Below are 26162 nucleotides of genomic sequence, written 5' to 3'. Positions count from 1 at the left end.
CGCATGCTGCCGACCAAGAATCTCAATCCTGACATCAATCGAAAGCCGGCCGAACAGCCGCCGCCTACATTTTGCCGTGACCACCATCGCCGGTGCCCCGATATCAGGAAAAGCGCCAGCCTTCGACGGTTCTGTCGCAAATCCTGCTGGTGGTCACGAGAGGAGCTATGTCCTCAGGGTCAGGCGGTGAGGATGTCGAATTGCTCGGCGATTGACGGACGTGGATTGCGGGCAAACCTCGCCTGTCGTTTGCGCATCATGTGCACCATCTCGATGCCCGAGAGAATGATCTCGGCGCTTGCCATCGACTTGAAGCCGAGCATCGATCGGATTCGGCGCTTGATGCGCCTGTGATCCTGTTCGATCCGATTGTTGAGATACCTGCTCCGTCGAATGCGGATCGGCTTTAGTGAACGTCGCGATCGATCCCGCAGACGGTTTTCGGCATCGCAAGAAATGATCGCCTCATGATTGGTCTGGCTGCCGTCGATGACGATGCGCTCCGGTCGGCCGTGGCGCGCGAATGCCTTCCGGAAAAAGCGTTTGGCTGCCAGCAGGTCACGATTTTCGCTGAACAAGAACTCGACCGTGTCGCCGACACCGTCGATGGCACGGTAAAGATACGTCCACTGACCGCGTACCTCGATGTAGGTTTCGTCCATATGCCACTTGCTACCGACGCTCCGCTTGTGCCGGTTGAAGCGCTCCAGAAGCTGAGGCGAGAAGTGAACGACCCAGCGGTGCACGGTCGAATGATCGACGTTCAGGCCGCGTTCGGCCATCATCTCCTCCAGATCGCGTAGGCTCAGATTGTAAGTCAGGTACCAGCGTACGCACAGCAGGATCACTGATCGATCGAAATGACGCCCCTTGAACATCGAGAACTCCCGGATAATCGACGAGCTCTCATGCTGGAAACAAGTTGCGATTCAGTTTGCGACAGAACCGCGGCGTTCGCCTGTGCACACCACCAGACTCATCGCGTTTCTTGACGCACTGTCGAGCGCCGCCGACGCCGGGATGAAAGAGCTCGATCGGCTCGGCCAAGCGAAGGATCAGATGGAGCGTCGCCTGAGGTATCGTCGGTCATCGAGTAGCCTTCCTGATATTCTTGAGCTTGTCCTGTCTCGTCCAGTCGTTTCCGCGGCAATGATCGCGAAGGCAGCAAAGGTAACTCCGCGCGGGGCGCTCAATCTTGTGGTTGACCTTGGAGTGCGGGAGATGACGGGGAGGGGACGTTATCGAGGTTGGGGCGTCCTATGACTACGGGGAGGCGCTCGGTGGAGATCCAAGTCGAAGCCCAATTCCGGTCGCGTATCGAGATGTGGCAGGAGGCCTTCCTGGATGACACGACCGGCAGCCACAAAAAACCATAAACGATTTGCTCTGGAACTATGCCGCGTTTCAAACGGTAGCGGCGCTCTATCGAGGATCGCAACTGACTTGTCGGCTTGGCGGCGATGCGTCCACCCGTCCGAAGAGTGTCACTCATTGCGAACGAGGAAATGTTGAGTGATGCATGATCCTATATCGGAGGACGTTTGATGATCACTATCCTAAATCAACGTCGTTGACGGCGGTGGCATGTCAAGGTAGATACATTATCCTGATCGTTGGGACCATTTGATCTAGGACTATGTATCATGGCGTACCAGAGCGAAAGGCTGATCGCGCAAACACGCGAGGTCCGCGAGGCCTCAGGCGTTAGTCAGCGCGCCCTCAGTAAGCGAGCCGGGCTGACGCAGAGCCATATTTCCCAAATTGAGAGCGGTAAGATGGAGCCTGGGCTATCAAGTTTCATCGACATAACCCGCGCGCTCGATCTCGAGCTCATGCTCGTGCCGAAGAAACTGGTGCCCGCGGTCCTAGGCCTGGTCAAGGCGCAGGCAACGCCCAACATGCATATTCATGCGGGTCAGCCCAACGACAAACGCTTTGCCCGCGCTGAACGGCTGGTCAAGAAGATGAAGGAACTCTACGGAAGCTCGGCCGACCTCGACCGCGTCGAGGATACGCTGCGTTTCCTGCGGCGGGTGAATCTCAACGATCAGGAGATGCAGCTCGTGCGCGAACTGATCGCTCGGCTAGAGCGCTATCAGGCGAGCGACCAAGCGGCACCCATAGTCCGTGACATCGCGCAGAACCTGCAGCGTTTACGCAATTCGATCGCCCATGGCGGTTCAGCCGAACCACGGGCTGCCTACTCGCTCGACGAAGGTGACGACGATGCCTGACGTCTCGGTTCTCGATGTGCGACTCTACGGTGAGCCCATCGGCACGCTAACCCATTTGCAGGGCGACCGGACGATATTTGCCTTCAACGAAGACTATGTCGAAAACCCGGATCGGCCGACCCTCAGCCTTTCGTTCAAAGACGATCTGGGTGGCCTCATTACCAAAATTCGCCCGACACAGCGGGTTGTGCCGCCATTTTTCTCGAACCTGCTACCCGAGGGAGGGCTGCGGCGTTATCTCGCCGAGCGCGCCGGGGTCAACCAGCAACGCGAATTCTTCCTGCTATGGGTGCTTGGCCTAGATCTGCCGGGAGCGCTGTCTATTCATCCCGCGGCCGGTGACGCCCTTCCACGTCGCGCCGACGAGGATTTACCGGAGAATGCCAAACCTAATGCGCTGCGCTTTTCGCTCGCTGGTGTGCAACTCAAGTTCTCTGCGTTCCAGAACGCCGGCAAGGGCGGGGGCCTGACCATTCCCGCGGAAGGAGTTGGTGGTTCCTGGATCGTGAAGCTGCCGTCTCAGCAGTTCGCCGGCGTTCCAGAAAACGAGTTTTCAATGATGATGATCGCCGGGATGATCGGCATGGAGGTGCCGATCATCAACCTGATCGATCTGGATGCGATCACCGGCATTCCAGACGGCATCGGCGAGCTAAAGGGACAGGCGCTTGCTGTCAGCCGCTTCGACCGAACCGTCGACGGCCCTGTCCACACCGAGGACTTTGCGCAGGTTTTCGGCGTCTTTCCGGACAACAAATACAAGCGTGCGAGCTACGCAAACATCGCACGCGTCATCGGCACAGAGGCTGGAGATGCCGGCGCCGCCGAGTTTATCCGGCGCCTCGTGTTCAGTGCGCTGATCGGCAATGGCGATATGCACCTCAAGAACTGGTCGCTGATCTATCCGGACCGACAAACGGCTGCGCTCTCGCCAGCCTACGACCTAGTGTCGACCGTTCCTTATATGGAGGGCGAGGATACGGCCGCCCTCAATTTCTCGCGAACAAAGAAGATGACCGAGCTCGACGCTGATGAGCTTCGGCATATGGCGGCCAAGGCGTTGCTATCGGAAAAGCTCGTCATCGATACCGCCGCCGAAACCGTCCAACGATTTCGTCAAGCGTGGGACGCTGAGAAGAGAAATCTCCCCCTCGCCGCCACTGTCGTCAAGGTGATCGACGCACACGCCCCGACCGTGCCGCTCTATAGCGAACTTGCATAGGCCGAGGGATTGTTTTGACCCCAGCGGCGCCGCGAACAGCCAATGTACTGGATCCGGCACGGAGGGAGTTCCGGCTCAATGTCTATTCATCTCGGCCACGATGACCCAGAGGTCCGCCAAAAGTTCGGCAGCGATAGTGCGCGCCTCGTCTACGGCTTGGATCGGGAAAACGAGAGGCTGGTCCATATTTCGGTGGCTCGTCGCGGCCTTGCCTACGGGCTGATCTGTCCCCACTGCAAGGCAACTCTCATAGCAAACCTCAAAGATGATCTCAAAGCGGCGCATTTCGCTCACCAGGGCCCTGCCTGCGGCGGGGGGGCCGAGACGGCGCTTCATCTTCTCTGCAAGGAGATCATACGAAACGAATTGCGGCTAACGATTCCCCGCCAATTCGCTGCGCATGGTACATATGAACTCCTGATTGCTGAAGAACGCGCGATCGCAGTCGATCGTGCGACGCTCGAACACCGCGAGCACATCGAAGTGATACCGGATCTCCTCCTCCAGGTTGGTGCGCTGGAACTCTTCGTGGAGATCGCCGTGACCCACCCGTGTGGAGAGGAAAAGATTGCGCGCCTGCGCAGGCTGGGAACAGCGGCCGTCGAGATTGACATGTCCTCAATGCCGAGGAACGCGACACTCGACGCAGTACGCCAAGCTGTTCTGTCGGCGGCGCCGCGAAAGTGGCTGTTCAATGTCAGGATCGAACGCGCGATAGAAGACCTTCGTCTCCGTGAACAACGCGACGCAGAAGCTTGTGCCAGACGACTGGCGTCCGCCGCACGGCGCAAAATGGAAGCATATGATCGAACTCGCCGGAGCGCCGGCGAGCAGAAGCTGCGCATCAAGGATCTTCCCGCCCTACGCTACCTCGGCTTGCGCCAGCACCTTGGAGTCGAGATCGGCGGTACAGGCTGCTTCACGGTCCGCCCAGAGACTTGGCGATCAGTTGTCCTTGCCACAATTCTGCGGCCAAGGCTCCATCACCAACGCTTCCTTGCTACTGACCATATCGTCTCCCGCCTTGTTGAAGAGGGATATATCCAAAGCGACTTTGTTAAGCTCACCAAAGTGCTTGCTGATGCAGCGCGCAATCTCGACCCGGAGTTCCTCACGCCCTGGGAAGCAGTGCACCGGTTCCTCCAAGCTTTGACCAAGGCGGGCCTCACAGAACAGCAACATCTCTCCTTTGCGTTGACGTCCAGCCTGGCAGATCGATGGCGCGGCTGGGAAGCTGCCGAGCGGAGCAAACGCGAGAGGGCGGACAAGATTTCAAGCCTTGTCTCGCGAATACTGGATAACATTCCAGAAAAAGCTCGCGGGTCCATGACGGTCGAATCCTGGTGGCAGGTGATCGACACAAAGAGCGGAATGGCACGAAAAGAAACCTTCGTAGCCGATAATGCGATCGACAACGACCTCGAGAAACTCCTCGACGTCTTGCTCCTGCGAACCAGCGCATCACCCCGCGGCTTATACGGCCTCCCTGCAGAAGGCGCGATCGAGGAGGCATTGTCTCGGAGAGCTGAGAACGAGGCGAAGGCCAAAGAGAAACGGGAAGCGGATGAAGCAGACGATCGTCGGCAATCGATGATCAGGCTTTCGGAACAGACTTTGAATGAGCAGGATCTACCCGACTTCCTGCGAACTCCGGTTGCCGAACAGGGCGGCATTCTCCCGCTCGATCTTGCCGAGGCAAACATCACAGGTTACGGGTTGGCAGAAGAGGCCCTGAGAAACTTCGCACAGGCGCGCCGAACGGACCGCGTGGCCACCGAGTGGCGATCAAAGCTCGACGGGGAGGCCAGGAAGCTCTTCGGAGACAGCGCAGCGCGGGTGGTCAGACAACCGGTCGATGGCAAGCTCGACGGGCGTCCGCCACTGATTTATTGCCGCGACGAACGCACCTATCAAGCCGCGCTCGGTATATTGCGATGGATCGCACAAATGCGCTAGGGCCGGCGCGAACAGCTCGAAGTCATTCCTCCTGAGTATCCCAACCGCAAAGAGCTCAAACTATTGTCGCGTTCCGGAGCCGTCTGAATTCTCATGACCATTATCATTGCGCAGCGCCGCGACTCTGAAATCCTTCTGCTAAGCGACACAAAAATAGACAATCCAGGGGAACTAGGCCCTGATAACATGCCAGGGCAACTGAAGCTGGCAGCTCTAGGAAACCGTATTTCGGTTGCGTTTGCTGGTCTTGCCGGTCCTGCCGGGGTGAAAATTCGGAAAGCTCGGCGATTGGCAGCCGATAGCGATCTGGCCGGAATCGTCGAACTTTTGAAGCAATCCTCGGCCGGTGGGGGACCGACTATCTTGTGGCAAGCCATGCCTCAGAGGCCAGCCTCTTGCGTATAAGAAATGGCGTGGCCTTGGATGTGCCTGACATTTGCGCGATTGGGGATGACGAGCCATTTCGGGACTTGATCGATAAGGCTAGGACAGTTGCCGACGGACCTCTCTTCGCAAGCGATCTACGATCTTGCTTTATGGACCGGATGCTGACCAACAAGGATCTCGGGCCGCATATTGGTGGGTTCCCGATCGTCCTCGGAGCCACTGCCCAAAAACATCGCTATCTCGGTAGTACCGGTGTGTACACCTACAAATTCCCGAATTTGAAATGGGGTGAGGAAACTCATCAGTCGATCGAAGAGGTCTATAGCGGGGAAGGCCATTTCCAGATGAGCGTCCTGCCGCCTGACGTATCGGACATCCCTGTCGTAGGCATATGCCTGCTTCAGGCGCGTATGGGTTATGTGTATTCGCCTATCAAGAATGAGCGCGCTTTCCGCGTTCCTTTGGCCGATGCCGCAGAGCCTTGGGAAGGCAACGAGCAGGACATGTACGCCGTGTTACGGCGTACGGTTGCGGACCATGTCGCCAGCGTCAATGGGCGCTCCGTTGACGTGGATGCTAGTCGCCTGCCGGGGGGCTAAACTGCTGTATTGGCCCCATCCATGCGGGACAATTCTGACTGCGTCCAAGGGATTTTGAAATTGAGCGTCGCTTTCATCAAAGAAGACAGTGCCGAAACCGCTTCGGAAACCATGCTGCCGGCTCGTGCGATTTCCGCAGAACTAAACCTTGTCACGGAGGCGGGGCTGCAGGCTCTGGATTTGCAGCTCAACCAAGCCCGGCAGGCCTACGAGGCTGCCAGTAAAATCGAAGATGTCAATGAACGGCGCCGGCAAGCGGCGATCCCGTTGCGCGATCTGCGCTACTTCGCCGAGCGCGTTCGCACAGCCCAACTAGTACCTGCCCCGACCTCGACGGAGAAGGTTGCCTTCGGCAGCACTGTGAGCTTCCGTCGAGAGGACGGGCGGCTGCAGAAATATCGCATCGTGGGGGAGGACGAAGCAGATCCAAAGGCCGGATCAATCTCCTACGTGTCTCCCCTAGCGAGGCTTCTCATAGGCAAGGCTATTGGAGATGTCGTGAGCGTGGGCGACCGAGAGGTTGAGATCCTGGCCATCTCCTGAGGCGTGGTCTCGCCGCGATACGAACCGCTAGCTTCGCGGATAATTCGCCGGAAGTGAAGTTACCGACAACCTCCGTAGCCGTGCTGCCCGTGGATCCCGACGCACCCGATGTGCGGATGCGGGTTGAACTGATATCTGGCAATAGCTATCAGGGGGCCAACCGCAAGTGGATTTTTCCGCGAACATAAGGCACATCCCGGCATGATCCCAGATTTCCTCGTCACCCATTCCGGTGGCTTCCATGCTGATGAGCTCCTGTCCAGCGTCATCCTGACACGGCTTTTTCCGCAGGCGCGTCTGATCCGCAGCAGAGCGCCGGAATGGATCACGGCTGGCGCGGACCGCATCATCTACGATGTGGGTGGCCTTTATGACGCGGCAGCACAGATCTACGATCACCATCAGCGCGGCGCACCGTTGCGCGAGGATGGCCAACCCTACAGCTCGTTCGGATTGATCTGGAAGCATTACGGCCGTGATTATCTTGCCTCCTCGAAACTTCCCGAAGCCGATATTGAAGCGGTCCACGCCTCGTTCGATGCGAGTTTTGTGCTCCCAATCGATCTGGTGGACAATGGTGCGCTCAGCCCCTCGGGGCCGCTGGCGGGGCTCACGCTGCCAACTCTGCTGGAAACCTTGAAGCCGGATTTCGACGAGACTGATCCTGCGGCCGAAGACCGCGCGTTCCATGCTTCCCTGTCGATCGCCCGCAGTTTCGTCGAGGCCAGCATCGCCCGCAGTGCCGCAAAATTGCGGGCCGAAGCTGTTGTGTCTCGAGCCATTGCCGCTGCGGGGCAGGGGCGTGTTCTCGAGCTTCCCATGGGCATGCCGTTTCGGCCTGCCATCACGAAAGCAGGCGCCGATCATCTGCTGTTCGTGGTCCACCCGCGCGACAAGGATTGGTGCCTGACCACGATCCGCCGGGGGGACGACGGGTTTGAGGCGAGGGCCGATCTTCCTGCGGCCTGGGCTGGGCTGAGCAATAGCGATCTGGAGGCGGCATGTGGTGTGGAGGGCGCGAGCTTCTGCCACAATGGCCGTTTCGTCGCCGCCGCCAGGACCCGCGATGCGGCACTTGCTATGGCTGAATTGGCGGTAAAGGAGGCTGCCGACGTCGTGGTCGTGCCGGGTGGCAGGTCGTAGCAGGGCACCTACAGAGGGATTGCGTGTGTATCGGAGCAGATCCCCGAGTCGCGCGTTGCCGTACGTCGACCCTGTCGAACGGCACGCCCTTTTCCAGAAGGATGATCGCTGCCCGTTGAACGAACGGGCAAAGTGGATGGCTGATGAGCGTGAGGCTGGTTTCGGGCATGATGATCTCTTGAGGTGGGCAAGGAACAGGGATGTCGGGGCGGTGCTACAGCAGTTGCCCGCCCGATATGTCGAAGGTCGTGCCGTTCGCCCAACCCATGTCATCGGACAAGATGGCGGCCACAGCGCCGCCGACATCGTCCGGCAGCCCGACACGACCGAGGGCAATGCCCTGCGCCACATAGGCGTTAACACCATCATTGTCGCGCACAGCGCCGCCGCCGAAGTCGGTGGCGATGGCGCCGGGCGCGATTGCGTTCACCCGGATACGGCGCGCACCAAGCTCGACTGCCATGTACCGGGTCAGTACCTCGACTGCAGCCTTCATCGCCGCATAGAGGCTGTAGCCGGGCAGCGTGAAGCGCACGAAGCCGGACGACACGTTCAGAATACGCCCGCCGTCCGTGATGAGGGGCAACAGCTTTTGGGTTAGGAAGACCGGTCCGCGCAGGTGCGTGGTGACCAACGATTCGAATTGCTCTTCGGTCGCCTCAGCGAAGTTGGCAAAAAGTCCGTTGCCGGCATTATTGACGAGAAAATCGAACCGCTCGCGGTCGAAAGTGTTCTTCAGTGTTTCGGCGACCTTCGCGGCAAATGTCGGGAAGCTCGCCGTATCGGTAACGTCGAGCGCCAGCATGGCGGCCTTGCCGCCCAGCGCCTCGATCTCTTGGCGCAGGGCCTCGGCTTCCGTCGCGCCGCTGCGGTAGGTGCCGATGATGTGGACTCCGCGTTTAGCAAGATGCAGCGCCATGTTACGGCCGAGGCCGCGGCTGGCGCCGGTGATGAGTACGATTTGATTGGTCATGGTCTGCTCCGGTAAGGTGGTCGCGATGTGAAGCGGCGCCGTGAAGGCAACCTCTTGTTGTCCCCAATATAGGCGACGCGGTCTCGACTAACCCGCCCGATACGCTCACCTTCTTGCCCGATTGTCTCAATGACTTTACGTGGCGGACCGAAGGTGAGATACTCCCATGATGACCCAGCACCTCATTCCGCATCTCGATATTGCACTGCGCCACGCGCCATCACGGTTGATTACCACGCCGATTCCGCGGCTGGAGATCAGCGTAGGGCAGGCCAGCACAGACAAGGCACCATGCCTCTACCGCTCGATGATCTGCTTCATCCTGCAGGGGTCCAAGCACGTGGCGATCAACGACGATCTTTTAAGCTATGATCCTGCGCATTACCTCATCAGCGCCCTCGATCTGCCGCTGATCGGCCAGATCCTGGATGCAGAGGACGGCCTGCCCTATGTCGCGGTGTCGTTGGTCCTGGACCCTGCCATTCTGGCCGATGTTGCCTCGACCATGCCGCAGGTGCGCGACACTGATCCCCAGGGTATCGGCATAGCGATCAATCCGATGACGGCGCAGTTGCGCGACACCTTGCTGCGCCTGCTGTCGCTCCTCGACACCCCCGGCGACATTCCAACGCTTGCCCCGCTGGTGGAGCGTGAATTGCTTTATCGTCTCCTGCAGGGTCCGCAGGGCCGCCTATTGCGCCAGATCGCCCAACCCGAGGGTGCGCTGAGCCGTATCCGGCGCGCGGTGACGTGGATCAGAGACAATCACAACACGCACTTACGCATCGAGGCGCTCTGCGATGTGAGCGGCATGAGCCGAGCCAGCCTGCATCGCCATTTTCTGGCGATAACCGGTCTCAGCCCGATGCAGTATCACAAACAGCTCCGCCTCCAGGAAGCGCGTCAATTGCTGCTCGCTGGGGACCATCGGGCATCCGAAGTGGCCTTTGCGGTCGGCTATGAGAGCGCCTCCCAATTTAGCCGCGAATATCTCAGGCAGTTTGGCGCCCCACCAGCGCGCGACGTTCGCCAGATCAGGCAGGCGATCGGCAGTCCGGTAATGGGCTGAACGGGCCCGGCGTACACGTATCTGCTCACAAGGCGCAGAAACAACCAACTGGCTTTAATCCCGGACCATGAGCCGCGTGTCTTCCAGACACGGCCAAGCGGGCCGACATGATCGCGACCGCGATTACCGAGTTTCGCATGGGTGGGCATCAGCGTTGTAAGAGATCGCTACGGTCCTCTGCGTCCGTCGAACGGAACCGTGTTGGTCACACCGGCAGCCCGTTCTGCTTTCGCAGGCTTTTGTCGAATGCGGACTCGGGCACGAAACGGCGCAGGAAACTGACCTGGCGCGCCATTTTGCCCGCCGCATACCGCCTCTTCGGCGCAGGATCGGTTGCTGCTTTCAAAACCGTCTCGGCTACCACTTCGGGCGCATCGCCTTTTTCCATCGCTTTCCGCACGGTTACGGTCATGCCAGCGCGTGCAGCGTCATAGATACCAAGCAACTGATCCGGCCTGGCAAGATTATCTTCGAATGACGTGCGGGTGTAGGCGGGCTCGACCAAGACAACGCGAATTCCGAAGGGGCGCAGCTCGTGATCGAGCGATTCAGAATAGCCTTCAACGGCATGTTTGGTCGACGCATAGAGCGCGAAATAGGGAGCCGGGATGAACCCCTGCACCGAGCTCAAATTGACGATTCGGCCCGTTCCCTGTCGGCGCATCGTCGGGAGGACCGCGTTGGTCATTCGGAAAACGCCGAAGACGTTCACGTCGAACAACGACTTGGCCTGGGCCGTCGAGGACTCCTCTGCGCCGCCGAACAGGCCGATGCCGGCATTGTTGACAAGCAGGTCAATGCGCCCGGCCTCGGCCAGCACGTCATCGACGATTTTCGCCACCGACGCATCATCGGTGACGTCGCAGGCCAGCATGGTAATGCCGTCAGAGCTTTCTGCGGCTGCACGACGGCTGGTTCCGAACACGCGAAAGCCAGCCTTCTGTAGGGCCTTGGCCGTTGCGCGCCCTATGCCGGAGGATGCTCCCGTCACCAGAGCGACACCTGAATTGGTCTTGTTCATGGAAATCACTTCTTTCTTTATGTTGGATTGCCGCCTTCGGGCGCGCAAAGGGAGATGTAGCGCACGCCCTGCGACCCGATGAGGCCATTACTCGCCAATGGCCCCACTTGACTGGTTGGACACCGATCCCGCCCTGGTGACGACAAGCTTGTCGCCCGAGCGCGACATCTCAAAGCTCTGGCCAGGCCCACCGAATTTTCCCGGCACGGATATCGTAGCCGACTGCCCTTCGGCGAGAGTGGCCGCGAAGCGTACCGGCACCCCGGCCTCTCCTTCCGCAATCGTTGCGATCACACGATAGCCGTCATTTTCGTCGGTGTAGTAGAAGACGCCATGCAAACCGCCGATGTGAATACTCTCCCCTGCCATGGCTGACAGTTCGCCTGCATGCGCCGAAGACGCGGCCAGGCCGAATGTGACCACTCCACCGATGAGGTGGATCATCGCCAGGCTCCGTTTGGACGCTGTCGATCTCGGCTGGTCCGCGATGGCATGATGCGCCGATTGCACGCGCTGATGGTTAAGGACTGGATGGGCTCCGACTTCATTTGCAACGGTGTTCATAACAGGCTCCAATGTTGACAGTGATAACTTATGGGCATTGACATAAGTCCAGAAGTAGGCAATGTCAACATATGTTTTCAATGACAACTTCGTGAGGAAAGATGCCGAACCCGACCAGCCGCCCCTATCACCATGGCGACCTGAGGCGCACGATCATCGAAACCGCCATGGCAATGCTGCACGAGGATAAGGGCTGGCAGTTCACCTTAAGGGAGGTTGCCCGCCGCGCCGGCGTCAGCCATGCCGCTCCCTACAAGCACTTTCCTGATAAGGCCGCCTTGCTTGCCGAAATGGCGCTGCTGGGATTTGACAGCCTGCATAAGGCGCTGACGACGGTGAAGCCAAAAAAGTCGAATTCCTTGCGGGACGAATTTTTCGCCGTCGGGCGGGCCTATGTCCGATTTGGAACGGCAAATCCGGGCCTCTACCGGCTCATGTTCAGCGCGGAGGCCGGTAAGGCAGTGGACGTGCATTTGAGCGAAAGAGCGCTCGCTGTGTTTGGCGTAATAACCGAATTACTGGTGCGGGGCCAGACTGCGGGAGTGCTGCGCAAGCGTGACGTGCGGGGCCAGGCGGCAACCTGTTGGGCACAAATGCATGGCGCCACCATGCTGACCATCGAGAGCTTGCTCCTGATTGAAAAGGTGGGGCCCGATCCGCTGGACGCCGCCCTCCTCACGCTTCTCGAAGGCCTGGAGAACTGACTATTTCTGGTTGGGAACTACTGGAAAAGCACGGCCTGCGGCTACACTGACATCGCGTCACGGCAGCACGAACGCGCAGACCGTAGGGCCGGTGGATTTGGAAAACAGGAGATATCAGAGGCAAGGCTTCGGCCGCCGGGCTCCCCAATGATCACGCCGCCAACTTGTCCGTCCAGCGTCTGAACAGCACGCTGGCGTTGACTCCTCCGAAGCCGAAGCCATTAGAGATCGCGTAGTCCATCGCCATCGGCCGGGCTTCTTTTGCGATGAAGTCGATCCCGTCGCCGGCCGGATCGGGGGCGTTCAGATTGAGCGTAGGCGGCGCCACCTGGTCCCGGAGCGCGAGGATCGCGAAGATGGCGCCAAGCCCGCCGGCAGCGCCGAGCAGGTGGCCGGTGGCCGATTTCGTTGCGCTGACAGCTATTGCAAAATCGCGCCCGAATACGCTCTTGATCGCTTCGATCTCCCCCAGGTCGCCGACCGGCGTGGAGGTCGCGTGCGCATTGAGGTGGCGAACCTCGCGCGGCGAAATTCCTGCCTGGGCAATCGCGATCTCCATGGCTCGCCGCGCGCCGTTGCCGTCCTCGGGACCGGCGGTGACGTGATAAGCATCCGCGGTCGTCCCGTAGCCGACGAGCTCGGCTAGCGGCGTTGCGCCGCGCGCCAGCGCATGGCTCAATTCCTCGATGATCAGCATGCCGGCTCCTTCGCCCATGACGAAACCGTCTCGCGCCGCATCGAAGGGACGCGAAGCTTGAGCCGGCGCCCAGTTGAAGCCGGTGGAAAGGGACCGGGCAGCGGCAAAGCCACCGAGACTGACGATATTCATGCATGCTTCGGTGCCGCCGCACACAGCGATATCGGCTTCATTGGCACGGATGAGACGAGCCGCATCGCCGATCGCCTGGATGCCAGCCGCGCACGCAGTCACCGGCGCGCCTAGCGGCCCCTTGAAGCCATGGCGGATCGAGATGTGGCCGGCCGCGAGATTCACCAGGAAGGATGGCACCGTGAACGGCGAAAGACGCCTGGCTCCGCGCTGATCGACCGTGCGCACCGCCTCGGTGATGGCGGGGAAGCCTCCGATGCCCGAGGCTATGATCGTGGCCGTCCGCAAACGATCCGCTTCCGAGGCCGGCTTCCAGTTCGCCTGCGTGAGCGCCTCTTCTGCCGCCGCCAGCGCAAAGAGAATGAACCGGTCCACCTTACGCTGGTCCTTCCGCGGCAGAACGGCATCCGGATCGAAGCCGGCTTCCGAGTCTTGCTCCAGCGAGGGAACTATGCCGCCGATCTTCGCCGGCAGATCTCCCACGACGTCGTCCGGAAGCCTGCGGATACCCGAACGGCCGGCCAGGAGACGCGTCCAGGACGCTTCAACATCAGCGGCGAGGGGCGTCACCGCTCCCATGCCCGTAACAACAATCCGTCGCATCATTATCCTATCAATTTGAGTACGTAACCAGCCCCGCCCGCAAGCGGCTTGATTCTGTGGACACTCGGTTGCGATCGCCGCCGCTTGCTCCACTTCTGCCGATACGGCGCGCCGCGCTGATATCTTTCACACTACTGCCTCCGCTTTGGGGTGGCGCATTGCGACAGGGAGAAAGACAAGAAGGGCAAGTGCCGAAGCCGTAGTCAGGACGACCGCAAGGGAAGCAGACGGCTGAAGAGGCAGAACGCTTGCTAACGACGCGCCGATGGCCGCACAGCCCATCTGAAGAAAACCGAGCAACGCGGATGCCAGCCCGGCTTGCTGTCCAAAAGGATGGAGCGCGATCGCAGTGCCGAGCGGATTGATCAATCCCATGCCGAGCAAATACAGCGCGATGGCAATGGTGAAGGTCACGAAGGTAGGTTCTGCGGCGAACGCGAACATGAAGAGGCTGCCAGCGAGAGCGATGAAGATGCCGGCCATGCCGATAATGCGCTGACCCCAGCGATGAGCCAGCCGCGGCGCGAGAAATCCCGCCGCGACGACGATCAGAACCGTCGTTGCGAAGGATAGTCCAAGTTCGAAGGCGGTAAGGCCCAGTTCGCTCATCAGCACGCCGGGGGCAGCCGCAAAGAAACTGTAAAGCCCGCCGATGACGAGGCTCACCGCAAGCGCGGGCAGCAAAAAGCGAGGATCGGCGGCCAAGCGGCCATAGGTGGATGCCACCGATGAAAGCGCCAGGGGGGTTCTGCGGTCCGCCGGATGCGTTTCGCCGACGCGCCTGGAATAATGCAGCGCGATTACAGCGCCAAATACCGCAACGATAAGGAAGGTGATCCGCCAGCCGAACAGGCCGTCAAGCGCACTTCCGAGCAGAGGCGAAAACCCCGGCGCAGCCGCCCCGGCAATCATTGTCAGCGCCAGAGCCCGTGCGAGCGCCTCGCCATCGAACAGGTCACGTGCGATGGCGCGCGACAGGACAGAGGCGGCGCAAGCCCCGAGCGCCTGGATGACACGGCCGAGGACCAGGAAGGACAAGCTGTCGGCGAAGGCACAAAGGACGCTGCCTGCGGCAAAGACTGCAAGGCCGCCCAGTACCAGCCATTTGCGGCCGAAGCGGTCGGAAAGTGGGCCGACGAGAAGCTGCCCGAACGCAAACGCTACGAAGAAGCTACTCAATGTCAGGCCAAGTTCCTGCGAAGAAACGCCGAGGTCGGTGCCAATCCGCGGAAAGGCAGGGAGGATGATGTTGGTGGCGAGCGCGCCGAGCGCTGCCAGACCCGCGAGCAGGAATAAGGTTTCGCCGGTCAGGCGGCGCTCGGGCGGCGCGGGGCTTGCAATTGAAAGCTCGGACATCAGGGTTGGCGTGGAGCTAGCGTTGCATCGCCAGCAGGAGCCCCCGTCAGCACGCTCTCGGCGGCCGCTTGCAGGAACCGCTTCGACAGCCGATCGTCTTTGACGACGCGCGAAAGAAGCACCGCACCGACCATCGTCGAGAGAATGGCCATGGCCTTGCCACCGGGTTCCTCGCCGTCGGCCTCGCCAATCCAGCTCCCGAGCAGCTCGAGGTATTCCCGGATCCCGGCTTCGAATGAAGCCTTCACGTCGGCGCCCTGTCTGGCAGCATCCGAGCCGAGCGCAACAACCGGGCAGCCGTCCATCCTTTCCCCACGATGGTCCATACTGAGGTAGAACGCGACCACTGCGCCAAGCGGGTCCTGCGGATTGGCTTCGGCAGTGGCGGACCATCGCAGGATGGCGCTCTCCAACGCCCGCCGGGAGGCCTGCACCGTCAAATCGTCCTTGGATGCGAACTGCTTGTAAAATGCGCCTTGGGTTAGCCCGGCACCCTCCATCAGGTCCTTCACGCCGATGCCGTCAAATCCATGCTCCCGAAAAAGGCGGCTTGCCACGTTGATAACGGTTTCGCGGTTTTCCGCTGCCTGGCTGCGACTTACGCGCATCATCAATCTCCTTAATTAGCTTGCGCTCGACATCTATCAGATATAGAGTTCGAACGCAATCTATCAAGAAGAGATACGAGATGATCCGCAGAACCCTCGCGCATCGCTTTCAGCAACGGTGCTTGTTGCCACCCAGCGTTCTGATCCGACGTGGTGAACTGGGCTCCGACTGCCAGACAGAAACCACGGGTTTCACCGGGTGAGGCATACGCCAGGGTTTCCCAACGGCGGCGAGCAACGCCAAAAAAACACTCGAACGGAGCGCCACACGGTGCTCTCGATCACGCCATCGAACAAGTTTGGAGGAGAGAGAAATGATATATAGCTATTTTGTCGAGAAATCGATCCGCCAGAGCTTCGACGACATCAACAATCATCGCGTGGATGCGGCGGTGAAAGCACTCGTTCCGCATGTCCGTCACCGCGTTTCCGGCGTCCACGCGCTTGGTGGTGAGCGCCACGACAAAGAAGCCGCGCGGCGCTGGTTTGAGCGCCTCGGCCGCGTGCTGCCCAATCTCCAGATCACGGTCAAACACATCTGGGTGAAGGGCTGGCCGTGGCATACCACCGTGTTTGCCGAGTGGGACGGCGCCGGAACGCTGCTGAACGGCACTTCGTACGTCAATCGTGGTCTCCACGTTTTCACCTTGCGGTGGGGCAGGGTCCATGCGCTCGAGGAATTTCAAGATTCTCAAGCAGCAGCCCGCGGTCTTGCCGCCCAAGCGGCAGCAGGCCTCGAAGAAGCCGTCGCCGAACAAATTGTCAGCTAGCAGAAACGCCGTCCGACCACCACGTTGACCGCGGGTGCGCTATCCGTAGCCATCGCTGGCTGGCGGGTCGCCCGTGCCTCGGCTCGGCAAATTCGTATTTCGGCACCAGCGATTCACGGTTTTGCGGTTTCAGCGGCCTGAACGCGAGTCACGCACGCATCGTCATATTTCAAAATTTTAGATTGCATTCGTAATCTATGTCCTATATAGAGTTCGAACATAATCTAAAAAAAGGAGATACGAGATGACCCGCAGAACCCTGAGCGCAACGCTCCTGACCACACTGTTTCTTGCGACCCCGGCGTTTGCCGAGGAAGCGACCATCGACCGCCCGATCGAGGCCGGCAGCTTGCATGAAGGAAACCTCGACATGGTCGTCTACTACGTCCCGGTAAACGGCGACCTGCTGGAGGTTACCGCCACCGCCGCACCGAAGAACGGGGGCTATCCGCAGCGCGTCGTCATGGGTCTCGCCGACGGCGACTCCGTGGCCTTTTCCATGCCGGGCTATCAGGACTCGCTATACGCGTTCTCAAGGTCCGGCGAGAAGGTGACGGTCTCGACCGAGCATCTGCGAGCCGACGCGCCAACGAACTGACCCGACGTGCAGACCGCACTTGGCCGCGACGCTCGTGTTCCGGGCTCAGGACTGTGCCGCGGCGGAACGAAATCTATTTTGAGATGAGGCGACGAGCGTGAAAAAGAGACCCGCTATTGTGCTGGGGAGTGTCCTGATCCTGGGATTGGGGGTGGCGGCATTCGCCATACTTGCCATTCCCACGCGGAAAGCGGCGGCCGTGAGTGACCCGAGACAGGAACCGCCGATCGTAAGATTGGCGACAGCCGCGCGGGTGACCGGATCCGACCGCGCATTCACCGGTATCATTGGCGCGAGGGTGCAGAGCAATCTCGGCTTTCGCGTACCGGGAAAGATCGTGGAACGGCTTGTAAATGTCGGTCAGCAGGTCAAAGCCGGTCAGCCGTTGATGCGGATCGACGATACCGACCTTCGCCTCTCGCTTACGGCGAAGCGCAACGCCGTTGCCGTAGCACGTGCAATGGTCGTTCAGACGGAACCGGATGAACGGCGGTACGCCAGTTTGCTCAAAGATGGATGGGTCCCCCGACAGCGTTACGAGCAGGCGAAGGCCGCGGTCGATACGGCCCAGGCGCAACTCGCCGCCGCCGAGGCCGAGGCACGGGTCGCCGAGAACGAGGCAGCCTACGCAGTCCTGTTGGCAGACGCGGATGGAACAGTGGTCGAAACGCTCGGTGAGCCGGGGCAGGTCGTCTCCGCAGGCCAGCCAGTGGTCCGGATCGCCAAGGCCGGGCCCCGCGAAGCGGTGGTCGCGCTCCCCGAAACGATCAGGCCGTCAATTGGCTCGGTGGCCGAGGCCAGTGTGTATGGTGGCGATGAGCATCGTTATACGGCACATCTGCGGCAGTTGTCGGACTCTGCCGATGCCCAGACCCGTACGTATGAGGCACGTTATGTTCTCGAGGGTGAGGCCGCGGGCGCACCCCTTGGCGCGACGGTCACCATTCGATTGGTCAATCAGGCGAGCCAGCCTGAGGTGGAAGTCCCCCTCGCAGCCGTGCTGGACGACGGCCAGAAGACTGGCGTCTGGATCTTGGATAGCGCCACTTCGACGGTGAAATTTAAGCCGATAAAGCTTGTGCGTGTAACCAGCGAAACCGCTGTTGTCTCCGGACTGAACTCCGGGGATCCCATTGTTTCGCTCGGCGCTCATCTCCTGCAGGAGGGCGCTAGAGTCAGGACTGCTTCTGAAAGCAGGAGCAACTGATGAGCTTCAATCTTTCCGCGATTGCCGTTCGTGAACGCGCCGTCACCTTGTTCTTCATCCTCCTGCTGGTGGCAGCCGGGGCCTACGCATTCGTCATGCTCGGGCGGGCGGAGGATCCCAACTTCACCATCAAGACCCTGACGGTCACGACGGCTTGGCCGGGTGCGACGGCACGCGAGATGCAGGACCTTGTCGCCGAACCGCTGGAAAAGCGCCTTCAGGAACTGACCTGGTACGATCGGGTCGAGACGACCACGCGGCCGGGTTATGCGTTTATGACGGTCACGCTGAAGGACAGCACGCCGCCAGGCCTCGTGCAGGAGGAATTCTATCAGGCCCGCAAGAAGCTCGGGGATGAAGCCCGCAACCTGCCGTCCGGCGTCTACGGCCCCTTCGTCAACGACGAATATTCGGATGTGAGCTTCGCCCTCTATGCACTCAAGGCCGGGGGCATGCCGATGCGTGAACTGGCGAGGCAGGCCGAGGTGATCCGTCAAGACCTCCTGCATGTGCCCGGCGTCAAGAAGATCAATATCCTCGGTGAGCGTCCCGAACAGATTTTCGTCGAGTTCTCTTATGCCAAACTGGCAACTCTCGGCGTGTCGGCACAAGACATCGTCGCCGCCTTGCAGCGGCAGAACACCGTCACGCCGGCGGGTTCGATCGACACCCAGGGCCCGCGGGTCTTCATTAGGGTCGATGGCGCTTATGACAGCGTTCAGGCGATCGCCGACACGCCGATTGTCGCTGCTGGGCGCACGCTGAAGCTCTCCGATATCGCCGAAGTCCGCCGCGGCTACGAAGACCCTCCGACATACCTCATCCGGCGTCAGGGCGAGCCGACCATCATGCTCGCGGCTGTTATGCAGGCGGGCTGGGATGGTCGCGCACTCGGCAAGGCACTGGAGGACAAGACTGCCGCGATCGCACAAACACTGCCGCTCGGCATGACGCTCGACAAGGTGTCTGATCAGGCTGTCAACATCACCTCGGCGGTTGACGAGTTCATGTTGAAGTTTGCGATGGCGCTCGGCGTCGTGCTGCTGATCAGCCTGATCAGCATGGGCTGGCGCGTCGGCATCGTCGTGGCGGCTGCCGTCCCCCTGACGCTTGCCGTCGTGTTCCTCATCATGCTGGAGACCGGCCGGTTCTTCGACCGGATCACGCTGGGCGCCCTCATCCTGGCGCTCGGTCTTCTGGTGGACGACGCCATCATTGCCATAGAGGTGATGGTGGTGAAGATGGAAGAGGGCATGGACCGCATCAAGGCAGCGGCCTATGCGTGGAGCCACACCGCAGCACCCATGCTGTCGGGCACGCTCATAACGATCGCCGGCTTCCTGCCGGTGGGTTTTGCGCGCTCGACGGCCGGTGAATACGCCGGCAACATCTTCTGGGTCGTGGGGTTCGCCCTGATCGTCTCCTGGATCGTCGCGGTGGTTTTCACACCCTATCTCGGTGTCAAGATGCTACCCGCGATCAAACCGATACCGGGTGGTCATCACGCGATCTACGGCACGCCGAACTATCAGCGTCTGCGGCGACTCATCGCCTTTGCTGTGCGTCACAAGTTCGTCACTTGTGCTGTCGTGGGCATCGCTTTCGTACTCTCAGGCGTCGGCATGGGCGCCGTGAAACAGCAGTTCTTCCCAACATCAGACCGGCCAGAAGTGCTGGTGGAAATTCGCCTGCCGGAAGGCACCAGCATTGAGACTACGACCGCTGCCGTTGAGAAGCTCGAACATTGGCTGGACAGCCAGCCCGAGGCCAAGCTTGTCACGAGCTATGTCGGTCAGGGAGCTCCGCGCTTCTTCTTCGCGATGGCGCCGGAGCTGCCCGACCCGGCCTTCGCCAAGATCGTCGTGCTGACCCCTGACGCCGAGGCGCGCGAGGTGCTGAAGCACCGGCTCCGGGAGGCGATCGCACAGGGGCTTGCACCCGAGGCCTATGTCCGCGTCACCCAGCTCGTATTCGGCCCTTACACGCCGTTCCCGGTTGAATTCCGGATCTTGGGACCTGATCCCGCGCAACTCTACAACATTTCTGAAAAAGCCCTCGAAATCATGCGGGGCGTCCCGGACGTGCGGCAGGCCAATCGCGATTGGGGTAGTCGCACCCCCGTGCTTCGTTTCGTCCCGGATCAGGATCGGCTGAGTCTCCTCGGACTGTCTTCGGCGGAGGTAGGCCAGCAACTCCAATTCCTCCTCACCGGCGTCCCCGTCACACAGGTTCGCGAGGACATCCGCAATGTTCCCATCGTGGCGCGCAGCGCCGGAGCTGAGCGGCTGGATCCGACGCGCCTGGCGGATTTCTCGCTGATGAGCCGTGACGGCCGCCAAATCCCGCTCGATCAGATCGGTCATTCCGAAATCCGTCTGGAGGAGCCGATCCTGAAGCGCCGCGACCGTACACCCGTCGTCACGATCCGCTCGGACATCAATGAGGCGACCCAACCTCCGGAGGTCTCCAAGCAGGTCATGACGGCCCTCCAGCCTCTGATCGCCTCGCTTCCGGCCGGCTATCGCATTGAGCTGGGTGGATCGATCGAGGAGGCCGGCAAGGCTAACGCGGCCTTGGGAAAGGTCTTCCCGCTCATGATCGCCATCACGCTGATCGTCGTCATGCTCCAGGTGCGATCATTCTCAATGATGGCCATGGTTCTGTTGACGGCGCCGCTTGGGCTTGTCGGCGCCGTGCCGACATTGCTCGCCTTCAACCAACCCTTCGGATTCAACGCTATCCTGGGCCTGATAGGACTGGCCGGCATCCTGATGCGCAACACGCTGATCCTGACCGAACAGATCAAGGAGAACCGTGCCGGCGGTCTCGACCCCTACCACGCCGTCATCGAGGCCACGGTGCAACGCACGCGACCAGTGATCCTGACCGCACTTGCCGCAGTGCTCGCCTTCATCCCCCTCACGCACTCCGTCTTCTGGGGATCGATGGCCTACACGCTGATCGGCGGCACGGCGGTCGGCACGGTGCTGATCCTGCTCTTCCTTCCCGCGCTCTATGCCGCGTGGTTCCGGATCAAGCCGACTGCGGATCAGACCCATGAAGTTTCGACCGAGGAGCCGGAACCGCGAGCAGCAATGGCAGCCGAATAAGGGGCTTTTTGTCGGAGAAGACGGTTCACCGCTTGCAGATGATCGTTCAAGGCAAGCCCGGCAGATCCAAATCATCAGTTCTGGAGACATCATGAATCGTCCGGTCCGAACGCCGACTGATCCCGACGAGACACGCGCACGCATCCTGGAGGTGGCGGAGGAGCACTTTCGCCGCATCGGCTATCATAAGACGTCGGTGGCCGACATAGCCTCCGAGCTCGGCATGAGCCCGGCGAACGTCTACCGCTTCTTCCCTTCCAGGGAGGCTATCAACGAGTCCATCTGCGAGCGGATCGTGAATGAGGTCGCTGACATTGCCTCTGCGATCGCTCGCACGAATGCATCGGCTTCGGCGAAGCTCGAATTGCTCCTCATCGCTATTCACCGGCACAACAAGACGAAACTGCTCAAGGAAAGGCACATGCACGACATGATCGCCGCCGCCTTGCAGAAGAACCGGACGATCATCAAGACGCATATCGAGTGGATGGTGACGATGTTCGAGGCGATCGTCAGCGAAGGCATCGAAGCGGGTGAATTCAGGGCGGAGGATCCGGCAGAAGCGGCACGTGCGGTCAAGACCGCGTTCATGCCGTTCTTCCATCCGATTCTGATCGAACACTGCGTGCAGCACGGAGAAGACAGCGAAGCGGGCCTGCGCGAACAAATCCGTTTTATCCTGAAAGCTCTCGGCAAATCGGACTAAGGCGTGCCGTATGAAGGCACCGTGGCTCCGGAAAAGGGCGCGCAAACAAGGTTTGCGTCGAAGGTCAACTCATCGTCAACATCATGGCGCAACGTTGCATGCGGCGCGGGCCGAACAGAGATAACCTATGTGCTGGGAAGAGCTGGCAAATCCTACCTCGCCCAAGGTCGAGCCCCAAAGGCTTGCTGCCCACGCCTGCCTCGTTCATATCTGAGACTAAGCGAATCCGGGCGGCCGACAGTCGGCTCAAGGTCGCCAGTATCCGTAGCGAACGTCAGGTTTGAAGGTGTGCTACGAATGACTGGAATTGTTTAGCGTATTTTCAACGCGCTGCCCTCCAGTGGAGCAAGCGACAGGTACGAAGCGATTGATCACACCACGCGGCCCGTGGGTTCTGTTCTCATAACTGACCTATCTCAGCAGAGTTCCGCCCTTAAGTCTGGCGCGTACCCGCTGCACCACTCATACTTAGTTCCATAATGTTTATTATCTGACTTCTGCGGGGTGGGTGGTGGGTTCAAGGATGAAGTGCGACTTGCGAATGATACCAATGAGTTATCATACGCAAGGAAGATGCAATGAGACGCACCTACTCCCATATCGGCCTGGATGAACGTCGCAAGATTGCTCGCTGGCGGATGGCCGGCCTGAGCATCGAGATCATCGCCGAAAAGCTTGGACGGCATCGCTCGACGATCTTTCGCGAGATCAAGCGCAACACGTTCGTTGACAGGCAAATGCCGGATCTCAGTGGCTACTATTGTGTAACAGCGAACGGCCTGGCCTGTGAGCGGCGTGCCAAGCTGCGGAAGCTGGCGCGTTTCTCACACGTCCGGCAGTCCGTTATCGACCGGATCTTACATGGCTGGTCGCCACAGCAGATCGCCGGTCGCATGCGCCTGGAGTGTCACCCGATTTCGGTCAGCCACGAGACGATCTACAAGTTTGCATATTCGGCCGATGGCCAGGCCATCAAGCTGTGGCGGCATCTGCCGGAGCATCGAGCCAGGCGCCGCCCCAGGCATGCAAGGCGCAGACATGGCCGGCGCTTCAGCCCGGAATTGAACATCCTGCGCCGTCCGGACGTCGTTGCCGACCGCAAGCAGTTCGGACACTGGGAATGCGACCTGATCCAGTTCCGCAAGAAGTTCGGCAAGGCCAACGTCACATCGCTGGTCGAACGGGTCAGTCGCTTTGCCATCTTCCTGCGCAACAACGATCGACAGTCCCGGCCCGTGATGGATGGCGTCATTCAGGCGCTGCAGGCCCTACCCCACCTCGCCCGCCGTTCGATCACATTCGACCGTGGCACGGAGTTCACCGACTGGCCCTACCTTCAGGCAAGCATCGGCACCCAAACGTGGTTCTGCGACCCGCAGTCTCCCTGGCAGAAAGGCACCGTCGAAAACACCAACGGCCGGGTGCGGAAATGGCTTTCGAGAGAGGTCGATCCATTATCTGTGACCGATGCCGACCTGATCGAGATCTGTAATCGGCTGAATGCGACGCCGCGCAAATGCCTCGGCTACCGAACGCCAGCGGAGGTCTTTCGAAAGAAACTGCTCGCCCAGATGAGGCATGCCGGCTAGCTTGAACCGACCCGCAAGTCGCATCTCAGCATGACTCCACACCGGTTGAGGTCGTTGGTCTGCACTATCAGATCGAGCCAAGAATGTGAGTCAGTATCGTCACAGTCAGCGCGGCTTACACCGATTATCCGTTTTCAATTCCGCAGGCATGAACCACAGGAGGATAAAGCCTAGGGCCATTAATATGACTGCGGCCAACAGGAATACCGGAGTGGTTCCGTAGAGATCAATGACCATACCGGCCAAATAGACGCCGACGGCTTGCGCCAGAAAATAGCACGTGGCGAAGAGTGCAACCGCCGAGCCTCGCGCATCCGGGGCCATCTGGGTAGCGAAGGTCTGGAGTGTGTTGTGCAGCATGTAGAAGCCCAGGCCCATAACCGATATGGCCGGTAAATAGACCCACGAAACCGGGGTCAAGGCAATCGTGACATAAGTCACGGCAACGAGCACCGTGCCCCAGAAGGCCAGTCGAGCTGGACCGAGAAATCCAATCAACCGGCGCGATTGCGAGACGTAGAATAGTCCACCGAGGCAATAGGTGGCTAGAAAGAGACCGATTGTCGCGAAGTCGAAACCGAACCGATAATGCAAACTTGCCCCGACGTAGGTGAACGCGCCGAACATCGCGAACGCATCGATAGCCACAGTGATGAGCACGAAACGGACCACTGGCCGCGACGTCAGCCGCAGGAACGTATCCCACGTCCGCCAGAAACTCGCATTCCGGTCGTCTCTCGGAGCTCTCGTTGCAGAGTTGCTGATCATTTCGAAAATCAGCCCGGCCACAGCGAAAAGATACACGGTGCCGATGAACAGGAAAGCCGAGCGCCAGCCGAAATATTCGCCGAGGACGCCGCCTCCGATCTGGCCGGCCAGCAGTCCGAGTATCTGGCCCGACAGGAACCGCGCGAGGACATGCTGCCGTTCGCCGGCCGCGACCACATCGCCGACCCAGGCGATGGCAAGCGGGACGATTGCGGCGGCCATCATGCCGGACGCGAGCCGCGCGCCCGCTATTCCCATGACGGAACCAGCAAAGGCACAGATATAGGTCGTGACGGCCGAACCGATGCAGGCAAGTAGGATAACGCGGTATTTGCCATAACGATCACCAAGTGGGCCGAAAACGAGTTGAAAGGCGCCATACGTGAAGGCATAGGCTGTCGCAACGAAGGCGACAGCTCCGATCGTGACGTCGAATTCCTGTGCGATCTGCGGAAGAATCGCGTCCATCACACGGGTCGTTCCGGCAGCTGCGAAGGCTGCGACGGAAAGGAAGAAAATAGCTCGTGCCTGGCTGGGCGTAGCGACCACAGCCGAATTTTCAGCCTCGGCCAGATGCAGTTTTTCAGAATCGGCACTCAAAAGGCTTCACCACATACTGGCGCGTTGATCATCCCGGGACACGAGCACATGACCGATTGGGAGGAGTTTGAGCGTTTTCCCATAGATGATCTGTCCCTCATCCGGTGACGAGCAATCCAACACGAGTCACGTCCGGGTAACAGGCGTACCAAAGCTAGGGGACAGACGTCCGGAGCGCGCGCATGTTTCCTCGGCTCCTATTTTTCGGATTGCGTTTTGATCGCATTCCACGATGTCATGTTTTGATACCGGCATGCCAACGACCGGTAACGTGAACCATTCACAAGGACGCGCCATGATTTTCGAGATGCGGCAATATCTGATCGAACGCGGTCGGATGAACGACAATCACGACCGCATGGAAAATCACACTCCGGCTTTGCTCTCCAAGCATGGAATTCGCGTAATCGGCCGCTGGTCAGCACTTGCCGGCCCCCGTATGCCGCTCTTTTGCTACATCATGGAATGGAAGGATTTTGCCGAGCGCGAAGCCAGTTGGGCTTCCTTCTATGCAGACCCCGAATGGGCGCGTATCCGCGCCCAGACGAATGCCGGCAGCGAACTCGTCGAGGGGCAGGAACTTGTGTTTCTGCGCCCCAGCCCCGCGTTCGAGCAGGTCGAAGCCGATCTCGACAGGCGTATCGGCGGCGTTCATCAGATTATTACGCAAAAAATCCTGGTCGGGCAGAACAATGCCGTGACGGATTTCCTGTCCACGACCTATCTGCCGCGTCTGCGTGCGGCGGGCGCGCACGTCATCGGCGTCTGCGACATGATCAGCGGCCCCACTATGCCCAACATCGTCATGCTCGTCGCATGGCCTGATGAGCAAGCGTGGTGGAAAGGCTGGAGAGGTTTCCAGAACGACGCCGAACTGCTGGAAGGTTTTCGCAAACAGCGCGCCGAACTCGGCACAACGCTTTTCGGGACAAGCGACACTTTCGTGCTTGAGCCGGCATCATACGCCCTGCCCTTCGCATCGCTGAGGACCCGCCCGAACTGA

General features: G+C 60.1%; 25 protein-coding genes and 1 pseudogene. 17 read left to right on the top strand and 9 right to left on the bottom strand.

Annotated elements, in window-relative coordinates:
• Positions 1 to 179: 179 nt before the first annotated feature.
• Positions 180 to 878, bottom strand: a complete 699-nt coding sequence (locus G6N74_RS26675; protein ID WP_165121024.1) for an IS6 family transposase — start codon at positions 876 to 878, stop codon at positions 180 to 182.
• Here G6N74_RS26675 and G6N74_RS26670 point away from each other — a divergent pair.
• The 8 genes from G6N74_RS26670 to G6N74_RS26635 all read left to right on the top strand — a co-directional run bounded on the left by G6N74_RS26670 (position 871) and on the right by G6N74_RS26635 (position 8084).
• The gene (locus tag G6N74_RS26670; protein WP_281354038.1) at positions 871 to 1263 is read left to right on the top strand and encodes a helix-turn-helix domain-containing protein; all 393 of its coding nucleotides are present in this window, start codon (positions 871 to 873) and stop codon (positions 1261 to 1263) included. The two genes, G6N74_RS26675 and G6N74_RS26670, sit on opposite strands and share 8 nt — an antisense overlap.
• Positions 1264 to 1643: 380 nt before the next feature.
• Complete coding sequence (locus tag G6N74_RS26665) at positions 1644 to 2234, top strand: helix-turn-helix domain-containing protein (RefSeq protein WP_165121023.1); 591 nt, start codon at positions 1644 to 1646, stop codon at positions 2232 to 2234.
• On the top strand, positions 2227 to 3456 hold the full coding sequence (locus tag G6N74_RS26660; RefSeq protein ID WP_165121022.1) for a type II toxin-antitoxin system HipA family toxin: 1230 nt from the start codon (positions 2227 to 2229) through the stop codon (positions 3454 to 3456). The genes G6N74_RS26665 and G6N74_RS26660 overlap by 8 nt, the downstream gene beginning before the upstream one ends.
• Before the next feature lie 78 nt (positions 3457 to 3534).
• Complete coding sequence (locus G6N74_RS26655) at positions 3535 to 5412, top strand: competence protein CoiA family protein (RefSeq protein ID WP_165121021.1); 1878 nt, start codon at positions 3535 to 3537, stop codon at positions 5410 to 5412.
• 93 nt (positions 5413 to 5505) lie between these two features.
• Positions 5506 to 5817, top strand: coding sequence for a hypothetical protein (locus tag G6N74_RS26650; protein ID WP_165121020.1), 312 nt, complete (start codon positions 5506 to 5508; stop codon positions 5815 to 5817).
• 131 nt (positions 5818 to 5948) lie between these two features.
• Complete coding sequence (locus tag G6N74_RS26645) at positions 5949 to 6398, top strand: hypothetical protein (RefSeq protein WP_165121019.1); 450 nt, start codon at positions 5949 to 5951, stop codon at positions 6396 to 6398.
• Between the two features lie 60 nt (positions 6399 to 6458).
• Complete coding sequence (greA, locus tag G6N74_RS26640; protein WP_165121018.1) at positions 6459 to 6941, top strand: transcription elongation factor GreA; 483 nt, start codon at positions 6459 to 6461, stop codon at positions 6939 to 6941.
• A gap of 201 nt (positions 6942 to 7142) precedes the next feature.
• Positions 7143 to 8084, top strand: coding sequence for an MYG1 family protein (locus tag G6N74_RS26635; protein WP_165121017.1), 942 nt, complete (start codon positions 7143 to 7145; stop codon positions 8082 to 8084).
• A 61-nt stretch (positions 8085 to 8145) separates the two neighbouring features.
• On the opposite strand, the pseudogene G6N74_RS30950 reads toward G6N74_RS26635, so the two are convergent.
• A pseudogene (locus G6N74_RS30950) lies at positions 8146 to 8253 on the bottom strand (glutathione S-transferase N-terminal domain-containing protein); the annotation flags it as partial.
• A gap of 45 nt (positions 8254 to 8298) precedes the next feature.
• Positions 8299 to 9057 (bottom strand): SDR family NAD(P)-dependent oxidoreductase, encoded by a 759-nt coding sequence (locus G6N74_RS26625; RefSeq protein ID WP_165121016.1) that lies wholly within the window; start codon positions 9055 to 9057, stop codon positions 8299 to 8301.
• A gap of 169 nt (positions 9058 to 9226) precedes the next feature.
• Between G6N74_RS26625 and G6N74_RS26620 the strand changes: the two genes are divergently transcribed.
• The gene (locus G6N74_RS26620; protein ID WP_165121033.1) at positions 9227 to 10126 is read left to right on the top strand and encodes an AraC family transcriptional regulator; all 900 of its coding nucleotides are present in this window, start codon (positions 9227 to 9229) and stop codon (positions 10124 to 10126) included.
• Positions 10127 to 10331: 205 nt separating this feature from the next.
• On the opposite strand, the gene G6N74_RS26615 is transcribed toward G6N74_RS26620, so the two are convergent.
• Positions 10332 to 11147: an oxidoreductase gene (locus tag G6N74_RS26615; RefSeq protein ID WP_165121015.1), complete on the bottom strand. Its 816-nt coding sequence runs from the start codon at positions 11145 to 11147 to the stop codon at positions 10332 to 10334.
• Positions 11148 to 11234: 87 nt separating this feature from the next.
• Positions 11235 to 11591 carry a hypothetical protein gene (locus tag G6N74_RS26610; protein ID WP_165121014.1) on the bottom strand — a complete coding sequence of 119 codons (357 nt, stop codon included), beginning with the start codon at positions 11589 to 11591 and terminating at the stop codon, positions 11235 to 11237.
• Positions 11592 to 11812: 221 nt separating this feature from the next.
• Here G6N74_RS26610 and G6N74_RS26605 point away from each other — a divergent pair, with 221 nt between their 5' ends.
• Positions 11813 to 12415, top strand: a complete 603-nt coding sequence (locus tag G6N74_RS26605) for a TetR/AcrR family transcriptional regulator (protein ID WP_165121013.1) — start codon at positions 11813 to 11815, stop codon at positions 12413 to 12415.
• Between the two features lie 151 nt (positions 12416 to 12566).
• On the opposite strand, the gene fabF is transcribed toward G6N74_RS26605, so the two are convergent.
• The 3 genes from fabF to G6N74_RS26590 all read right to left on the bottom strand — a co-directional run bounded on the left by fabF (position 12567) and on the right by G6N74_RS26590 (position 15811).
• The gene (fabF, locus tag G6N74_RS26600) at positions 12567 to 13847 is read right to left on the bottom strand and encodes a beta-ketoacyl-ACP synthase II (protein ID WP_165121032.1); all 1281 of its coding nucleotides are present in this window, start codon (positions 13845 to 13847) and stop codon (positions 12567 to 12569) included.
• A 126-nt stretch (positions 13848 to 13973) separates the two neighbouring features.
• Positions 13974 to 15203, bottom strand: coding sequence for a multidrug effflux MFS transporter (locus tag G6N74_RS26595; protein WP_165121012.1), 1230 nt, complete (start codon positions 15201 to 15203; stop codon positions 13974 to 13976).
• Positions 15203 to 15811 (bottom strand): TetR/AcrR family transcriptional regulator, encoded by a 609-nt coding sequence (locus G6N74_RS26590; RefSeq protein ID WP_165121031.1) that lies wholly within the window; start codon positions 15809 to 15811, stop codon positions 15203 to 15205. The genes G6N74_RS26595 and G6N74_RS26590 overlap by 1 nt, the downstream gene beginning before the upstream one ends.
• 314 nt (positions 15812 to 16125) lie before the next feature.
• On the opposite strand from G6N74_RS26590, the gene G6N74_RS26585 reads away from it, so the two are divergent.
• From G6N74_RS26585 to G6N74_RS26560, 6 genes are all read left to right on the top strand, one after another.
• Positions 16126 to 16581: a nuclear transport factor 2 family protein gene (locus G6N74_RS26585; RefSeq protein WP_165121011.1), complete on the top strand. Its 456-nt coding sequence runs from the start codon at positions 16126 to 16128 to the stop codon at positions 16579 to 16581.
• Between the two features lie 244 nt (positions 16582 to 16825).
• On the top strand, positions 16826 to 17179 hold the full coding sequence (locus G6N74_RS26580) for a hypothetical protein (RefSeq protein WP_165121010.1): 354 nt from the start codon (positions 16826 to 16828) through the stop codon (positions 17177 to 17179).
• Between the two features lie 97 nt (positions 17180 to 17276).
• Positions 17277 to 18386, top strand: coding sequence for an efflux RND transporter periplasmic adaptor subunit (locus G6N74_RS26575; protein ID WP_165121009.1), 1110 nt, complete (start codon positions 17277 to 17279; stop codon positions 18384 to 18386).
• Positions 18386 to 21496 (top strand): efflux RND transporter permease subunit, encoded by a 3111-nt coding sequence (locus tag G6N74_RS26570; protein ID WP_165121008.1) that lies wholly within the window; start codon positions 18386 to 18388, stop codon positions 21494 to 21496. Before G6N74_RS26575 ends, G6N74_RS26570 begins: the two co-directional genes overlap by 1 nt.
• Positions 21444 to 22202 carry a TetR/AcrR family transcriptional regulator gene (locus G6N74_RS26565; protein WP_376767761.1) on the top strand — a complete coding sequence of 253 codons (759 nt, stop codon included), beginning with the start codon at positions 21444 to 21446 and terminating at the stop codon, positions 22200 to 22202. The genes G6N74_RS26570 and G6N74_RS26565 overlap by 53 nt, the downstream gene beginning before the upstream one ends.
• Before the next feature lie 578 nt (positions 22203 to 22780).
• Positions 22781 to 23791, top strand: coding sequence for an IS30 family transposase (locus tag G6N74_RS26560; RefSeq protein ID WP_165121007.1), 1011 nt, complete (start codon positions 22781 to 22783; stop codon positions 23789 to 23791).
• 105 nt (positions 23792 to 23896) lie between these two features.
• On the opposite strand, the gene G6N74_RS26555 is transcribed toward G6N74_RS26560, so the two are convergent.
• A complete protein-coding gene (locus tag G6N74_RS26555; protein ID WP_312857922.1) occupies positions 23897 to 25108 on the bottom strand; it encodes an MFS transporter in 1212 nt (403 codons plus the stop codon).
• A gap of 304 nt (positions 25109 to 25412) precedes the next feature.
• On the opposite strand from G6N74_RS26555, the gene G6N74_RS26550 reads away from it, so the two are divergent.
• The gene (locus G6N74_RS26550) at positions 25413 to 26162 is read left to right on the top strand and encodes an NIPSNAP family protein (RefSeq protein ID WP_165121005.1); all 750 of its coding nucleotides are present in this window, start codon (positions 25413 to 25415) and stop codon (positions 26160 to 26162) included.

The organism is Mesorhizobium zhangyense (genome assembly GCF_011045115.1).
In the GTDB taxonomy this organism is placed as follows: domain Bacteria; phylum Pseudomonadota; class Alphaproteobacteria; order Rhizobiales; family Rhizobiaceae; genus Mesorhizobium_M; species Mesorhizobium_M zhangyense.
Note: the sequence above shows the minus strand (reverse complement) of the source record. Positions and strands in the feature narration are given on the sequence as shown.

Excerpts from the sequence above, each read along its gene's own strand:
- G6N74_RS26635 (WP_165121017.1), top strand. The coding sequence starts at position 7,143 with ATGATCCCAGATTTCCTCGTCACCCATTCCGGTGGCTTCCATGCTGAT.
- G6N74_RS26605 (WP_165121013.1), top strand. The coding sequence starts at position 11,813 with ATGCCGAACCCGACCAGCCGCCCCTATCACCATGGCGACCTGAGGCGC.
- G6N74_RS26595 (WP_165121012.1), bottom strand. The coding sequence starts at position 15,203 with ATGTCCGAGCTTTCAATTGCAAGCCCCGCGCCGCCCGAGCGCCGCCTG.
- G6N74_RS26570 (WP_165121008.1), top strand. The coding sequence starts at position 18,386 with ATGAGCTTCAATCTTTCCGCGATTGCCGTTCGTGAACGCGCCGTCACC.
- fabF (WP_165121032.1), bottom strand. The coding sequence starts at position 13,847 with ATGCGACGGATTGTTGTTACGGGCATGGGAGCGGTGACGCCCCTCGCC.
- G6N74_RS26610 (WP_165121014.1), bottom strand. The coding sequence starts at position 11,591 with ATGATCCACCTCATCGGTGGAGTGGTCACATTCGGCCTGGCCGCGTCT.
- G6N74_RS26645 (WP_165121019.1), top strand. The coding sequence starts at position 5,949 with ATGGACCGGATGCTGACCAACAAGGATCTCGGGCCGCATATTGGTGGG.
- G6N74_RS26590 (WP_165121031.1), bottom strand. The coding sequence starts at position 15,811 with ATGCGCGTAAGTCGCAGCCAGGCAGCGGAAAACCGCGAAACCGTTATC.
- G6N74_RS26650 (WP_165121020.1), top strand. The coding sequence starts at position 5,506 with ATGACCATTATCATTGCGCAGCGCCGCGACTCTGAAATCCTTCTGCTA.
- G6N74_RS26615 (WP_165121015.1), bottom strand. The coding sequence starts at position 11,147 with ATGAACAAGACCAATTCAGGTGTCGCTCTGGTGACGGGAGCATCCTCC.
- G6N74_RS26560 (WP_165121007.1), top strand. The coding sequence starts at position 22,781 with ATGAGACGCACCTACTCCCATATCGGCCTGGATGAACGTCGCAAGATT.
- G6N74_RS26625 (WP_165121016.1), bottom strand. The coding sequence starts at position 9,057 with ATGACCAATCAAATCGTACTCATCACCGGCGCCAGCCGCGGCCTCGGC.
- G6N74_RS26550 (WP_165121005.1), top strand. The coding sequence starts at position 25,413 with ATGCCAACGACCGGTAACGTGAACCATTCACAAGGACGCGCCATGATT.
- G6N74_RS26585 (WP_165121011.1), top strand. The coding sequence starts at position 16,126 with ATGATATATAGCTATTTTGTCGAGAAATCGATCCGCCAGAGCTTCGAC.
- G6N74_RS26675 (WP_165121024.1), bottom strand. The coding sequence starts at position 878 with ATGTTCAAGGGGCGTCATTTCGATCGATCAGTGATCCTGCTGTGCGTA.
- G6N74_RS26660 (WP_165121022.1), top strand. The coding sequence starts at position 2,227 with ATGCCTGACGTCTCGGTTCTCGATGTGCGACTCTACGGTGAGCCCATC.
- G6N74_RS26620 (WP_165121033.1), top strand. The coding sequence starts at position 9,227 with ATGACCCAGCACCTCATTCCGCATCTCGATATTGCACTGCGCCACGCG.
- G6N74_RS26665 (WP_165121023.1), top strand. The coding sequence starts at position 1,644 with ATGGCGTACCAGAGCGAAAGGCTGATCGCGCAAACACGCGAGGTCCGC.
- G6N74_RS26655 (WP_165121021.1), top strand. The coding sequence starts at position 3,535 with ATGTCTATTCATCTCGGCCACGATGACCCAGAGGTCCGCCAAAAGTTC.
- G6N74_RS26580 (WP_165121010.1), top strand. The coding sequence starts at position 16,826 with ATGACCCGCAGAACCCTGAGCGCAACGCTCCTGACCACACTGTTTCTT.
- G6N74_RS26565 (WP_376767761.1), top strand. The coding sequence starts at position 21,444 with ATGAAGTTTCGACCGAGGAGCCGGAACCGCGAGCAGCAATGGCAGCCG.